The sequence below is a fragment of the Marinobacter sp. MDS2 genome, from assembly GCF_030718085.1.
Classification (GTDB): domain Bacteria; phylum Pseudomonadota; class Gammaproteobacteria; order Pseudomonadales; family Oleiphilaceae; genus Marinobacter.
Genome location: NZ_JAVAJF010000001.1, coordinates 618,247 through 633,027, shown reverse-complemented (window position 1 = coordinate 633,027; position 14,781 = coordinate 618,247). Strand labels below are relative to the sequence as shown.

At 55.3% G+C, this 14,781-nt stretch carries 13 protein-coding genes; 11 read left to right on the top strand and 2 right to left on the bottom strand.

All coding sequences use genetic code 11. The features are described 5' to 3' along the window. Positions 1-2: 2 nt before the first annotated feature. Positions 3-1,139, top strand: coding sequence for a flagellar biosynthesis protein FlhB (gene flhB / locus Q9245_RS03010; RefSeq protein WP_305895774.1), 1,137 nt, complete (start codon positions 3-5; stop codon positions 1,137-1,139). Positions 1,140-1,318: 179 nt separating this feature from the next. Here flhB and Q9245_RS03005 read toward each other — a convergent pair whose 3' ends face one another. Both Q9245_RS03005 and upp read right to left on the bottom strand, forming a co-directional pair. Next, positions 1,319-2,575 (bottom strand): uracil-xanthine permease family protein, encoded by a 1,257-nt coding sequence (locus Q9245_RS03005; RefSeq protein WP_305895773.1) that lies wholly within the window; start codon positions 2,573-2,575, stop codon positions 1,319-1,321. Between the two features lie 2 nt (positions 2,576-2,577). Continuing rightward, positions 2,578-3,216: a uracil phosphoribosyltransferase gene (upp, locus tag Q9245_RS03000; protein ID WP_305895772.1), complete on the bottom strand. Its 639-nt coding sequence runs from the start codon at positions 3,214-3,216 to the stop codon at positions 2,578-2,580. Between the two features lie 235 nt (positions 3,217-3,451). Between upp and flhA the strand changes: the two genes are divergently transcribed. From flhA to motD, 10 genes are all read left to right on the top strand, one after another. Continuing rightward, complete coding sequence (gene flhA, locus Q9245_RS02995) at positions 3,452-5,623, top strand: flagellar biosynthesis protein FlhA (RefSeq protein ID WP_305895771.1); 2,172 nt, start codon at positions 3,452-3,454, stop codon at positions 5,621-5,623. A 57-nt stretch (positions 5,624-5,680) separates the two neighbouring features. Then, on the top strand, positions 5,681-7,018 hold the full coding sequence (flhF, locus tag Q9245_RS02990; protein ID WP_305895770.1) for a flagellar biosynthesis protein FlhF: 1,338 nt from the start codon (positions 5,681-5,683) through the stop codon (positions 7,016-7,018). 62 nt (positions 7,019-7,080) lie between these two features. Further along, positions 7,081-7,893 carry a MinD/ParA family protein gene (locus tag Q9245_RS02985; RefSeq protein ID WP_305895769.1) on the top strand — a complete coding sequence of 271 codons (813 nt, stop codon included), beginning with the start codon at positions 7,081-7,083 and terminating at the stop codon, positions 7,891-7,893. A 30-nt stretch (positions 7,894-7,923) separates the two neighbouring features. Then, entirely contained in the window at positions 7,924-8,667 is a 744-nt protein-coding gene (locus tag Q9245_RS02980) for an RNA polymerase sigma factor FliA (protein WP_305895768.1), read from the top strand. Between the two features lie 88 nt (positions 8,668-8,755). Beyond that, positions 8,756-9,139 (top strand): chemotaxis response regulator CheY, encoded by a 384-nt coding sequence (cheY, locus tag Q9245_RS02975; protein WP_305895767.1) that lies wholly within the window; start codon positions 8,756-8,758, stop codon positions 9,137-9,139. A 20-nt stretch (positions 9,140-9,159) separates the two neighbouring features. Beyond that, positions 9,160-9,945 carry a protein phosphatase CheZ gene (locus Q9245_RS02970; protein ID WP_305895766.1) on the top strand — a complete coding sequence of 262 codons (786 nt, stop codon included), beginning with the start codon at positions 9,160-9,162 and terminating at the stop codon, positions 9,943-9,945. Positions 9,946-9,964: 19 nt separating this feature from the next. Further along, positions 9,965-12,061 carry a chemotaxis protein CheA gene (locus tag Q9245_RS02965; RefSeq protein WP_305895765.1) on the top strand — a complete coding sequence of 699 codons (2,097 nt, stop codon included), beginning with the start codon at positions 9,965-9,967 and terminating at the stop codon, positions 12,059-12,061. Between the two features lie 23 nt (positions 12,062-12,084). Next, positions 12,085-13,230, top strand: a complete 1,146-nt coding sequence (locus Q9245_RS02960) for a chemotaxis response regulator protein-glutamate methylesterase (protein ID WP_305895764.1) — start codon at positions 12,085-12,087, stop codon at positions 13,228-13,230. After that, positions 13,230-13,967: a flagellar motor protein gene (locus Q9245_RS02955; RefSeq protein ID WP_305895763.1), complete on the top strand. Its 738-nt coding sequence runs from the start codon at positions 13,230-13,232 to the stop codon at positions 13,965-13,967. The genes Q9245_RS02960 and Q9245_RS02955 overlap by 1 nt, the downstream gene beginning before the upstream one ends. A gap of 28 nt (positions 13,968-13,995) precedes the next feature. After that, complete coding sequence (motD, locus tag Q9245_RS02950) at positions 13,996-14,778, top strand: flagellar motor protein MotD (protein WP_305895762.1); 783 nt, start codon at positions 13,996-13,998, stop codon at positions 14,776-14,778. The last annotated feature ends 3 nt before the right edge of the window (positions 14,779-14,781 follow it).

Sequence of the window (14,781 nt, the reverse complement as noted above, 5' to 3'; positions counted from 1 at the left end):
TCATGGCTGAAGAGAACGACAACAGTCAGGAGAAAACCGAAGAACCTACCCCCCGAAGGCTCGAGAAGGCCAAGGAGGATGGTCAGGCGGCCCGCTCGAAAGAGCTGGCGACCATGGCGGTGTTGCTTGCCGGAGCGGGTGGCTTGCTGATGTTTGGCACCTCTCTGGCGATTACGTTCGAAGGCATCATGCGCGACGCGTTTGTGATTGAGCGTGCATCGATTTTTGATACCCGTCATATGAGTGTGCAGCTGATTGTTTCGGCCAAAGAGGCCGCTTATGCATTGTCTCCCATTCTGATTCTTTTGCTGATTGCGGCAATTGCCGGCTCGATTGGTATTGGCGGTTTGTTGTTCAGTGCCAAAGCCATTGCACCGAAAGCTAATCGGATGGATCCGATTAAGGGTTTGGGGCGGATGTTTTCTATGCGTTCGCTGATTGAGTTGGTGAAGGCCATTGCCAAGGTGGGCCTGGTGCTGGCGATTGCGATCTTGATCCTGAACCTTCGCACGGACGATTTGTTGAGCATTGCGGAGGAGCCGGTGGTGCCGGCGATGGAGCATGTGCTGTGGACCTTGGGCTGGAGTTTTCTGGTGTTGTCTTGCGCCACGATCATTATTGCGATGATTGATGTGCCGTTTCAGATTTATGACCATCAGAAGAAGCTTCGGATGACGAAGCAAGAGGTGAAGGACGAGTACAAGGATTCCGAGGGCAAGCCGGAGGTTAAGGGTAAGATTCGTCAGCTGCAGCGGGAGATGGCGCAGCGCCGGATGATGCAGGATGTTCCGACGGCGGATGTGGTGATTACGAACCCGACGCATTATGCGGTGGCGCTAAAGTACGATCAAAATGCGATGGGGGCGCCGGTGGTGGTGGCGAAGGGTGCCGATGAGGTGGCGTTCAAGATTATGGAGGTGGCTCGGGAGTATAAGGTGGAGGTGTTGCGTACGCCGCCGTTGACTCGGGCGGTTTATCATAATTCGGATATTGGTGAGGAGATTCCTGACGGGTTGTATATGGCGATCGCTCAGGTGTTGGCGTATGTGTTCCAGTTGCGGCAGTTCCGGAAGGGGCATGGGCCTAAGCCTGGGATGCCGGACTTTCCTATTCCGCCGGAGATGCGGCGCGATCTTTGATTTGGTTTGGGAGAGGCTGCTAAAGGTAGCCTGAAAGTGCTGGTGCACAATGGGTGCAAGAGGGCTTTCCAAAAACCGCTACAAGCACATCCCTGTGCGCTTCTCTCCGGCCATCCATGGCCTTCGAAATTTTTGGAAAGCCCTCTCACACCCATTGAATCAGATATGGGAGGGATCGCTTACTCTGCGCTGCCTTCCTGTATCCGCGCACCCCAGGCTTCTTTCTCGCCGGGCAGGACCAGATTCAAGACAATCGCGACCACTGCGCACAGGGCAATGCCTTCCAGTGTTCCCAGCACCATGTTTCCGATACCGAAGACCAGTGTCACGCCCACGATAACGAGGTTACGGGACTGGGACAGGTCAACTTGGTGGCGGATCAGGGTGTTCAGGCCGACCACAGCGATGGAGCCGAACAGCAGGCACAGGATGCCGCCCATGACGGGAACCGGGATGGTTTGCAGGGCAGCGCCGAATTTGCCGACGAAGGCCAGTACGATGGCAGTGCCGGCGGCCCACCACATGACTTTCGGGTTGAAGTTGCGGGTCAGCATGACTGCGCCGGTGACTTCAGAGTAGGTGGTGTTGGGTGGTCCGCCCAGCATGGAGGCGGCGCTGGTGGCCAGGCCGTCGCCGAGCAGGGTGCGGTGCAGGCCGGGTTTTTCGAGGTAGTTTTTGCGGGTAACGTTACCGATGGCCAGTACGTCGCCGATGTGTTCGATGGCCGGGGCAATGGCAACCGGGATCATGAACAGGATAGCGCTCCAGCTGAAGGCCGGGGCGACGAAGTTCGGGACGGCGAACCAGGCGGCTTGCTGGATGGCGGTGGTGTCTACGATGCCGGCGAAGGCTGACAGGATGTAGCCCACGATAATGCCGATCATGATCGGGATCAGGCGGAAGATGCCTTTGGCCCAGACGGTCATGATGATGGTCACCAGCAATGAGATCATTGCGATCACGAGTGCGGTGTCTTCGGGCACGAGTTGGGTGCCGCCATCACCGGTGCGGCCCGAGGCCATGTGCACAGCAACCGGTGCCAGGCCCAAACCGATGGTCATGATGACTGGTGCAATCACGACGGGCGGGAGCAGGCGGGTGACGAACCCGGTTCCACGCAGGCGGATGACGCCGGAGAGGATGATGTAAAGGATGCCCGCTGCCATCAGGCCGCCCAGGGTTTCTTGCAGGCCGAACTGGCTTTTGGCGGCCATGATTGGAGCAATGAACGCGAAGGACGATGCCAGGAAGATGGGGATCTGGCCACCGGTGACGATGTGAAAGATCAGGGTACCGATGCCCGCGGTAAACAGTGCGACGTTGGGGTCAAGCCCGGTGATCAGTGGCATCAGTACCAGGGCGCCAAAGGCGACCAGTAGCATTTGCGAGCCGGCTATGGCCTGTTTCCAGGTTGAGTCAGTCGTGATGTCCTGCATTCTTAAACATCCTTCTGCTTGGTGCCGAAGATCTTGTCTCCCGCATCGCCGAGGCCCGGCAGGATGTAGCCTTTTTCGTTCAGGCAGTCGTCAACAGAGGCGGTGTAGATGGAAACGTCCGGGTGTTTCTCCAGGACTTTCTCAACGCCTTCCGGTGCAGCAACCAAAACCAGTGCCCGGATTTCGGTGCTGCCGGCTTGCTTGAGCAGGTCGATGGTGGAAATCATCGAGCCACCGGTAGCCAGCATCGGGTCGATGATCAGTGCGGTGCGCTGGTCCAGCTCACCCACCAGTTTTTCCAGATAGGTTTCCGCTTCGAGGGTGTCTTCGTTGCGGATCTGGCCGACCACGCTGACCCGGGCTACCGGGATCAGGCTAAGTACGCCATCCAGCATGCCAAGGCCTGCTCGTAAGATGGGGACAATGGTGATTTTCTTGCCGTGTATTTGTTCCACCGCGACGGGGCCGGCCCAGCCTTCGATTGTTTCTTCCTGAAGGGTGAAATCTTTTGTCGCTTCGTAGGTCAGTAGCGCGCCAACTTCTTGAGCCAGTTCACGAAAATTTTTGGTGCTGATGTCTGAGCGGCGCATAAGGCCGAGCTTGTGTTGGATCAGTGGGTGCTTCACTTCGTGGATAGGCATCGGGGTCACCTGTGGGTTCGGATTTTCTGGCTTGGTTTTTGATCAGTCAAACGGCGAAAGGATACCGTATCCAGGCGCTCACGTCAGGCGATCTGTTGGCCAGAAAACATAAAATTTATAGGGGATGGTACAGATCTTGCGAAGCGGTATTCATGCGCGGGGTTTGTGTCCGGTTTTTGACCCAGTCGTTACCCCGAACAGCCCGAAAGTACAGTGATCCGGAGATGCAGGCAGTATGGACAGAGCGTTTGTTCTGAATAACGTCAAAACTCTGACGCGAGGTAGTCTCGGTGTCCCGCTGATGCTGATGGGTTTGCTGGGCATGATGATCCTGCCCATGCCTGCTTTTTTGCTCGACGTTTTTTTCACCTTCAACATTACGTTGTCGATCGTGATTCTGTTGGTGTGTGTGTATGCGCTTCGGCCAATGGAGTTCGCGGCTTTCCCTACCGTGTTGTTGGTGGCCACGCTGTTGCGTCTTGGATTGAATGTGGCCTCTACCCGGATTGTTCTGCTCAATGGCCACGAAGGCGGTGATGCTGCAGGTAAGGTGATCGAATCGTTCGGTGAGGTGTTGATTGGCGGCAACTATGCCGTTGGTCTGGTGGTGTTTGCGATTCTGATGATTATCAACTTTTTGGTGGTAACCAAGGGGGCCGGTCGGGTATCCGAAGTCAGTGCCCGTTTTACCCTGGATGCCATGCCCGGTAAACAAATGGCCATCGATGCTGATCTTAACGCCGGTCTGGTGAACCAGGAAGAGGCCAAGGCCCGGCGTTCAGAGATTGCCCAGGAGGCGGATTTCTACGGTTCCATGGACGGTGCGTCCAAGTTCGTAAAAGGCGACGCGGTAGCCGGTTTGCTGATTCTGGCCATTAACATCATTGGTGGTGTGGCCATAGGTATGGTTCAGCACGGTCTGGACTTTACGCTCGCGATGGAGCGATACGCGCTGTTGACCATAGGTGACGGTCTGGTCGCTCAGATTCCTTCGCTGCTGCTGTCAACTGCTGCCGCCATCATGGTGACTCGAGTAACGTCCAGCCAGGACATGGGTGGGCAGATTCTCCAGCAGATGTTCAGTGCGCCCAAGGCCCTTGGTATTGCGGCGGGTATTTTGATTTTGCTGGGCCTGATTCCGGGAATGCCTCATGTGGCTTTCCTTGGTCTGGGTTCTTTGGCTGCGACGGCTGCGTGGTTTGTTTGGAAAAAACAAAGCCAGACGGTTGAGGAGGAAAGCGTGTTTGCCGGGCGAGGTGGCGTACCCGGTGCTGTGCCGCGTCCGGGCGGGGAAGTCATTCCGGATCGCGGCGGTGACGGGCAGGCTCTGCCGCCACCCGGGGAAACCAGAGAATTAGGCTGGGACGATGTTGCCACGGTTGACATTGTCGGGCTGGAGGTGGGCTACCGACTGATTCCTTTGGTGGACAAGTCGCAGGGCGGTCAGTTGTTGAGTCGGATAAAGGGGGTGCGGAAGAAGCTGTCGCAGGATATGGGGTTCCTGATGCCGTCAGTCCACATTCGGGATAACCTGGATCTGATGCCGAACGTGTATCGCATCACCCTGATGGGTGTGACCATTGCTGAAGCGGAGATTCACCCGGAGCGGGAACTGGCCATTGACCCGGGGCAGGTGTTCGGGAAGGTTGAGGGTATTGCCGGGAAAGATCCCGCGTTTGGTTTGGATGCCATCTGGATTGAGCCGGACCAGAAAGATCAAGCCCAGACTCTGGGTTATACCGTTGTTGATGCCAGCACTGTGGTTGCGACCCATTTGAATCAGATACTGCAGAAACACGCCCATGAATTGATTGGTCACGACGAAGCGCAAAAGTGGCTGGATCAACTGGAAAAGATCTCTCCCAAGCTGGCGGAAGAGCTGGTGCCGGCCACCATCTCCATCAGCATTCTGCTCAAGGTGCTCCAGAACCTGCTTAAAGAAGAAGTGCCGGTTCGTGACATGCGTTCAATCGCCGAGGCCATCGTTAACGTGCATCCTAAGAGTCAGGATCCGAAACTGCTTACCACGCTGGCTCGTCAGTCGTTGCGCCGAATGATTGTGCAAAGCATTTGTGGCAACGATACAGAAATTCCGGTGATTACTTTGGATCCTGACTTGGAACAGATGTTGCTTAAGTCTGTTCAGCAGAGTCAACAATCCGGCGGACAGGATGATATTGGCATGGTGCTGGAGCCGAACATGGTGGAAAAACTGCAACGCTCACTGCAAGACAGCGTGCAGCGCCAGGAAATGTTGGGCAAGCCCGCCATCCTGCTGGTATCCGGGCCATTGCGGCCGGGCTTGGCGAAGTTCGCCAGTTATGGAGTAGAGCGGTTGCACGTGCTCTCGTACCAAGAGATACCGGATAACAAACAGATCACGATCGTTGCGTCGGTCGGCCAGTAACGGTGGCTAGCGTAACGCGGTCAGCTGAGTTCAGCTTGGCGATAGAGGATAGAAGTTATGAAAGTTAAACGGTTTTTTGCGCAATCCATGGCCGAGGCCCTTAAGCAGGTCAGTCACGAGATGGGGCCTGATGCCGTTATTTTGTCCAATCGCCGGGTGGATGGGGGCGTCGAAATTGTGACGGCCCTGGATTATGACGAAAACATGGCTCGTCAAAGCCTGGGCGAAAAAGCGGCGGAAGCGACCAACGGTTCCCGTTTGGCGGAAATGCAGGCCGACCAGCATCGTCGTCTGGAAGATGAATTGAGCCGGACGCGCAATCGGATTCAAGAGGTTCGCGAAAAGCGAGCAACAGCGGGCGCCCGCTATGCGCAAGTATCACTGAACGATGATTCGGACGTAGAGCCGGATGTGTCTGCAGGCTGGTTGGAGAGTCAAAGATCTGACACCGCAGGCTCGCATGATCCGCAGGGATATTCTGACGAGCTGGCTGCAATGAAGGCTGAAATAAGTTCTCTGCGAGAGCTGATGGGCGCACAAGCCGCACCTGCTGCCGACACGAGAACGGTAACCGGGGCCGGCGCGAAGAACCCGGTGCAACAATTATTGAGCGAACGTTTGCAAGAATTCGGCTTGGGAGCTGAGTTGGCGGCGTCCGTTTCCCGGCAACATCGAAACGGGCGGTTGGAAGAGGGCTGGAAAACGTCCTTGAAAATGGTCGCCACCGGCATTCGAACCGGCAGGGAAGATTGGTTGGAAGCAGGCGGTGTTTACGCTCTGGTTGGCCCGACCGGATCCGGAAAAACAACAACGATCGGTAAATTGGCCGCCCGGTACGTATTGGAGCACGGGGCTGACAGTTTGGCGCTGGTTACCACAGACCGTTATCGGGTTGCTGCGCACGAGCAGCTGTTTGTGTTCGGACGCATTCTGAACGTACCGGTTCGGGTGGTTGATGAAAGCCACTCCCTGGATGACATCCTCGACGAGCTTTCCGACCGTCACCTTGTGCTGATCGATACCGCCGGACTGACCAGTGCTGATCGGGGTTATCAGGAGCAGCTGGCAGAGCTGGTGCGCAGCGATCACAATATTCGTACTCATTTGGTGGTGTCTGCGACCAGCCAGCCACGTATCATGAAATCCGTTTGGCATTGCTATAAGATGTCGAATCTTGCCGGCTGCATCGTGACCAAGATTGACGAAGCGCTGACCTTGGGCGAATCTCTGGGGTTTGTGATGGAAACCGGCCTTCCGGTGGTATGGTATACCGATGGTCAGAAAATACCGGAAGACCTGCATCGGGCAGAGGCCGCTCCGTTGGTTCGTATGGGCGTTGAGCGCCTGAAAGCGATGCAGCATTCGCAGGCCGCTGCTGAAGGCGCCTTGGCGTAGTCATGACACAACAGCCACCGGCATAGAGCCCGTTAACGACGCAGTAAGAGACAATAAACAGTATGAGCAAACCACATCCGGTTCAGGTTATTGCGGTATCCGGCGGTAAAGGCGGTGTCGGGAAGAGCAATGTGTCGGTCAATCTTGCGATAGCGTTGGCAGAAAAAGGCCGTCGTGTTGTGGTGCTTGATGCCGACTTGGGGTTGGGTAATCTGGATGTACTGCTGGGCGTGACGGCCAACAAGAATTTGCACGATGTTCTTAACGGTGAGTGTGACCTGAAAGACGTGCTTGTGGATGGTCCCGGCGGTATCAAAATTGTACCCGCATCCTCCGGTACCCAACGAATGACACAGCTCAGCCCGATGGAACATGCTGGCCTGATCAATGCGTTCAGTGAACTGGGCGATCAGATTGACGTGTTGATTGTAGACACGGCTGCCGGTATTTCTGAATCTGTTGTGAGCTTCCTTCGTGCCGCGCAAGAGTTGTTGCTGGTGGTGTGCGACGAGCCGACCTCGATAACCGATGTGTATGCACTTATTAAATTGATGAACCGTGACTACGGAACGGATCGCTTTCGCGTGCTCGCCAACCAGGTGCGGAGCGAAGAAGAAGGTAAGCACTTGTTCGAAAAATTGACGCGAGTTACCGAGCGTTTTCTGGATGTCGCGTTACAATACGTGGGCATCGTGCCTTACGACGAAGCGGTCAAGAAAGCCGTTCAACGCCAGCGCGCTGTTCTGGAAGCTTATCCCCGAGCAAAAGCGTCGATTGCAGTACGAGCATTGGCAGACAAAGTGGATAGTTGGCCGCTGCCATCTTCTCCGCGAGGTCATCTTGAATTTTTCGTGGAGCGGCTCGTCGAAGTCTGATCTGAATCCAGTCCAATAAAAGCCGGATACATGACATTGACGAAGAATCTGGGAATGTACCATCAGGCAGGCGCCTCCAACGCTTCGAATTTGATCGAAGTTCACGCGCCGCTGGTTAAAAAAATAGCCCTTCATTTGATGGCCCGTTTGCCGGCATCTGTTCAGCTTGAAGACCTGATGCAGGCTGGAATGATCGGTTTGCTTGAAGCTGCCCAGCGTTATTCCACGGGCAAGGGCGCAACGTTTGAAACCTATGCAGGCATCCGTATTCGGGGCGCGATGGTTGACGAAATCCGAAAGGGTGACTGGGTGCCTCGTTCCGTGCACCGCAATGCCCGCCGGATCTCCGCCGCAATCAAAACCGTTGAAGACCGGACCGGCCGAGAGGCGCAGGATGCCGAGGTGGCGGAAGAGCTTGGTATTGAGTTGTCGGAATACCATTCGTCGCTTTCGGATGCCAACAGTGGCCGGTTATTTAGCCTGGATGAGCTCAATGAATCCGGTGAGCTGCCGATAGAAGAGCAAGAGGTCAGCGATAATCCGTTGGATGGCATCTCGGCAGGTGCTTTTCAGCGCAGTTTGGCCGAAGCGATTGAGGCCCTTCCAGAGAAAGAAAAGTTAGTTTTGAGTTTGTATTACCAGGAAGAACTGAATCTTAAGGAAATCGGGGCGGTGCTTGGGGTCAGTGAAAGCCGAGTCAGCCAGATTCACAGTCAGGCGGCATTGCGTCTTCGAGGCCGGTTGTCGGATTGGCGAGAACACAGTGGCGATTAACTGGCCCGTGTCCTGAAACGAATTTTGAACAGCCTGCCGGATATCAGCAGGCTGACCTACATCCGGGTGTTATTTACTGGAGGTCCCTTTGGACAAGAACATGAAAATACTCATTGTGGATGATTTCTCCACAATGCGCCGAATTATCAAGAACCTGTTGCGTGACCTTGGCTTTACCAACACCGAGGAAGCCGATGATGGCAACACCGCGCTGCCGATGCTCAAGAATGGGCATTATGATTTTCTGGTGACAGACTGGAATATGCCCGGCATGTCCGGCTTTGATCTTCTAAAAGCTGTGCGTGCGGATGAAAATCTAAAGAACCTGCCGGTACTGATGGTCACGGCGGAAGCCAAACGGGACCAAATTGTGGCCGCGGCCCAGGCCGGGGTGAATGGTTACGTTGTTAAGCCGTTTACCGCTGCTGTGCTTAAAGAAAAAATCGAAAAGATTTTTGAACGTATTCAGTAACCAAAGGTCGGGTAGCTCGCATGAGTGACAGCAAACACACCCAACGGGGTCTCGACCCAGAGGTCACGGAAAAGCTGCAAGAGCAGACCTCGCAACTTGTTGAAAGTGTCAACAGTGGCGACTTCGCACGCGCGATGACGATCATTAACGAACTCAGCGAAGTTCGTGATCAGAGCCTGTATCAGGAAGTGGGGCGTTTGACCCGAAGCCTCCATGAGGCCATCCGGAATTTTCAGATCGATCCCCGCAATGCGGAGCAGAAAGAAGCGCTTTCGAAAATGTCTGATGCCTCGGATCGGTTGGCCTACGTGGTCCAAATGACCGGTCAGGCCGCTAACCGCACCATGGATCTGGTTGAGGAAAGCATGCCTGTGGCGCATGCCATCCGTGATGAAGCCTTGAGTCTTCGCGATGAGTGGCAGCGCTTGCGTCGCCGGGAGATTGAGCCTGCGGAGTTCCGGGAGCTGTACGCAAGAATCGATGCATTTTTCGGAACCTTGAGCAACGATTCGGACAACCTGTACAAAAACCTCTCGGAGATTCTTCTGGCCCAGGATTTCCAGGACCTCACCGGCCAGGTGATTCAGAAGGTTACCGCGCTTGTTAAAGAGGTAGAGGAGAATCTGTTGGGCTTGGTCGTCATGGCCAGTCATGTCGATCAGTTGACCGGCACAGTCCATCAAATTGAAGAAAAAGAAGAATCGGCCGAAAAGGGAGTAGGTCCACAAATCAAGGCCGCCGAGCGAGACGATGTTGTTTCGGGGCAGGACGGCGTTGACGACTTATTGTCCAGTCTCGGTTTCTGAAAGACAAAGAGGATGACTCATGGCGTTTGATGCCGATGAAGAGATTCTGCAGGACTTCTTGATAGAAGCCGGCGAGATTCTCGAAAAGCTGTCGGAGCAGTTGGTTGATCTGGAACAGCATCCAGACGACAGCGATCTGCTGAACGCCATATTTCGCGGCTTTCATACGGTGAAGGGCGGAGCCGGGTTTCTCCAGCTTGAAGCGTTGGTGAACTGCTGCCATTCCGCAGAAAACGTGTTCGACATCTTGCGTAACCATAAACGCAGGGTGACTCCCGAGTTAATGGACGTTGTCCTTCAAGCCCTCGACAACGTCAATGCCATGTTTGAAGAAGTGCGCAATCGCGAAGAGCTGACGCCTGCGCCGGCCAGTTTGATTGCGGCCCTGGATGCTTTGGCGATCCCCGAATCAGACGCACCTCCCGCTGTTGATCCCTCTACCCCGAATGCGACATCCGAGCATGAAGACCAAGGCGATATTACCGACGAAGAATTCGAGCGGTTGCTGGATGCGCTTGCAGACGAGAAGGCCGGTGCGCCAGCGCAACCTGAAACGTCAGAGCAGGAGGCTGAAACAGCAGCGGAAACGGGTGGCAACGGTGACGAAATCACCGATGATGAGTTTGAAGCATTACTGGACCAGCTTCACGGCAAAGGCAAATTTGCCGCACCGGATGTGGCCCAAACGGAACCCCCTGAAAAAGAAACCGGCGCTCAACCTGCGGGCGGCGAGAGTTCAGACCTGATCACTGATGACGAATTTGAGCGGCTGTTGGACGAGCTTCATGGCAAAGGCGGCGGCCCCGGAGGGCAGCCGAAGCACGGCGAGAGCCAGCAATCGGAAATCAGCGCTCAGCCAGAGCGTGCTCCTGAAACCGCAGCCAGAGCAGAGCCTGCTCCCGCACCTGCACCGGCAGGCAAACCTGCTGCGCCCGCCAGAGAAAGCGCTCCGGTGGGCGAAACCACCGTTCGGGTAGACACCAAACGCCTGGATGACATCATGAATATGGTGGGCGAATTGGTGCTGGTCCGAAACCGGTTGCAGCGTTTGGGCTCGGAAAGTGAAGACGAACACATGCATAAGGCGGTTGCCAATCTGGATGTGGTGACCACCGATCTGCAGGCTGCCGTCATGCAAACCCGCATGCAGCCCATTAAAAAAGTATTCGGCCGTTTCCCTCGGGTGGTGCGGGATCTTGCCCGCAACCTGAAGAAAGAGGTCAATCTTGTCATGCATGGCGAGGAGACGGACCTGGATAAAAATCTGGTGGAAGCGCTTGCTGATCCATTGGTGCATCTGGTCCGTAACTCGGTTGATCATGGCATCGAGGGGCCGGATGCGCGGGAAGATGCTGGCAAATCCCGAGCCGGAACCGTCACCTTGTCGGCGCAACAAGAAGGTGACCACATCCTTCTTTCAATTGCCGATGATGGCGGCGGTATGGATCCTGATGTGCTGCGCAGAAAAGCGGTCGAAAAGGGACTGTATGACCAGGACGCTGCGGACAGGTTGACCGACAACGAATGTTTTAACCTGATTTTTGCTGCCGGCTTCTCCACCAAAGAGCAGATTTCGGATGTGTCCGGCCGTGGCGTCGGCATGGACGTGGTCAAAAACCGGATAGCACAGCTCAATGGCCAGATCTCGATCGAGTCCGAGCTTGGCAAAGGCACCAAGATCATTATCAAGGTGCCGCTCACGTTGGCCATCATGCCGACGCTGATGATTATGCTGGGCGAGCAATCCTTCGCGCTGCCGTTGGTAAACGTGGTGGAAATTTTCCATCTTGATCTGACCAAAACCAATATGGTCGATGGGCGCGAATGCATTGTGGTTCGGGACAAAGTGTTCCCGCTGTTCCACATCAAACGATGGCTTGTTCACGGCGCTGAGGCCCAGAAAGAAGTGGCCAATGCCCATGTGGTGATCGTGGCGATGGGCACCAAACAAGTTGGTTTCGTGGTTGACCAGTTGGTTGGCCAGGAAGAAGTGGTTATCAAACCCTTGGGGCGTGCGCTTCAGGGTACGCCGGGTATGGCGGGAGCAACCATTACGGGTGATGGTCGCATTGCCTTGATTATTGATGTGCCCAGTTTACTTCAGCACTACGGGTGATTCCGGGCGTTTAGGAGAAAGGCATGACAGTTTCTGTTCTGGTCGTGGATGATTCAGGTTTCTTTCGTAAAAGATTGACGGAAATCCTGACGGCTTCGGGCCAGATCACCGTAGTTGGGGCCGCAACCAATGGTCGGGAGGGCGTTGAGCTTGCTCAGAAATTAAAGCCCGACGTGATCACCATGGACTATGAAATGCCGGTGATGGACGGCATTTCAGCGGTGCGTGAGATCATGGCCAAACAGGCAACACCGGTTTTGATGTTTTCCTCGCTTACCTATGAAGGTGCCCGGGTCACACTCGATGCACTGGAAGCCGGTGCCGTAGACTTCCTGCCTAAGAATTTTGAAGAAATTGCCCGGGACACCAGCCAGCTGCAAAACGTGTTGATTAACCGTGTGCTGGATATTGCCAAAAGCCAGCCGCGAGCTCGCGCGGCGATTACACCACGGAAGCCCGCGATCGCAGCCCCAGTGCAACGCAAGGCCATTGCGCCCCAGGCTGAACGAGCGGCGGTACGGACTACACCCCAGCCCAAACGACATGAAACCGCAGGGGCAAGCTCGGCCCGGCGCAGCGTCAGTAAAGCGCCAGCACGCCAGTACAGTGTGGTGGGTATTGGCACGTCAACCGGCGGGCCGGTTGCTCTGCAGAAAGTCCTCAGCGTATTACCGGCCAGTTTTCCCGCGCCCATCGTTCTGGTGCAGCACATGCCTGCGAGCTTTACCCCTGCCTTCGCAGAACGTTTAAACAAACTGTGTGAAATTGAAGTTCGTCAGGCGGAAGACGGGGATCTGCTGCAGCCGGGCCTGGCGTTGCTTGCTCCTGGCGGTAAGCAGATGATGATTGAAAATCGTGGCGGTAGGGGCCGGGTGAGGATTTTGCCCGGTGACGAACGGTTGAATTACAGGCCTTGTGTCGATGTGACCTTTGGCTCACTGGCCCGTAGTTTCCCGGGTAAAACCTTGGGGATTATCCTGACCGGCATGGGCGCCGATGGCCGCGAAGGTTGCCGTATGATGAAACAAGGCGGGGCCGTGGTCTGGTCGCAGGATGAGGAAACGTCGGTGATCTATGGCATGCCTATGGCCGTCGCAACCGCCGGGCTGTCTGATGAAGTGTTGCCCCTTAACGACGTTGGTTTGCGACTGATTGAAGGCGTAAGCTAATGGATATCTTGAGCCTGCTTGGGATCATTCTTGCCTTTGTTGCCATTTTGGGCGGCAACTTGCTGGAAGGCGGTGCGGTCAGTTCGCTCTTTAATACACCCGCAGCGCTGATTGTTATAGGCGGCACCCTGGCAGCCACCATTTTGCAGACATCCTGGCCAACCCTTAAACGAGCCTTTGTCCAGGTGCACTGGGTATTTGTGCCACCGTATATTTCTCTGGAAGATGGCATAGGCAAGGTGGTTGACTGGAGTGTGAAGGCCCGCAAACAAGGTTTGTTGGGGTTGGAGGGGCTGGCAGAACGAGAGCCTGAGAAGTTCGCCCGGAAAGGACTGCAGTTATTGGTCGATGGCGCCGAACCTGCAACCATTCGCAACACGCTGGAAGTCGATCTGGAATGCCGGGAAGAGCGGGATACGGAGTCGGCCAAAGTTTACGAAGCAATGGGCGGTTACTCGCCGACCATTGGGATTATCGGGGCCGTTATGGGTCTGATACAGGTGATGACCAATCTGGAAGACCCTCAGTCACTCGGGAGTGGCATCGCTACGGCTTTTGTCGCCACCATCTACGGCGTGGCACTGGCTAACCTTCTGTTTTTCCCTATTGCCCACAAACTCCGCGGCATTGTGAGAGAGCGCACTCGCTACGAAGACATGATGATCGATGGCATCATTGCGATTGCCGAAGGCGAGAATCCCAAAACCATTGAACTGCGCCTCCGGGGCTTCCTCTAACCCGCAGTGATCAGGAGTCGGGTTACCTATGCGTCGCCGAAGATACCAGCAAGAAGAGACAAATAATAAAGAGCGTTGGTTGATCTCCTATGCCGATTTCATCACCTTGTTGTTCGCCTTTTTTGTTGTGATGTACTCGGTATCTTCCGTTAACGAAGGTAAATACAAAGTCTTGTCTGAAACCTTTACCGGCGTATTTAACGCGCCTCAACGATCGATTAAGCCGATTGAGGTAGGGGAGCATGTGGCGGCAGTGCCCGAGCAGCAACACGAGAACGTTATTCCACCGGTTGTCACCGATGCGCCCGGTAATCCTGACGTCAGTGAACAAGGCAAGGTTGAAGCTCTGCGGGCCATGGCCGATCAGCTGGCTATGGAATTTGACGATTTGATTAATCAGGGCGTGGTCAGCCTGGAAACCAGCGATCACTGGATAGAGCTGAGCTTGCCAAACAGCATGCTGTTCAATAGCGGGGATGCGGAGCCCCACTATGATTCGTTTGCTGTTATTGAAAAGGTAGCCAAGGTGCTTCGTAACCGGAGCAATGCGGTGAAGGTTGAAGGCTTTACCGATAATCGGCCTATCCGAACGGGGCGCTACCCGTCCAACTGGGAGCTTTCCACGGCGAGGGCCTCGGCGGTTTCACGAATGTTGGTGATGCAGGGCATTGAGCCTGAACGACTGGCGGCGATTGGTTATGGTGAACATCAGCCGGTGGCTCGAAACGACACAGAGGAAGGGCGACGCCGGAACCGTCGGGTTATCTTGTTAATTTCAAAAGACTCGAGCATCCGCGGCGTGGTCCGGTAGCGC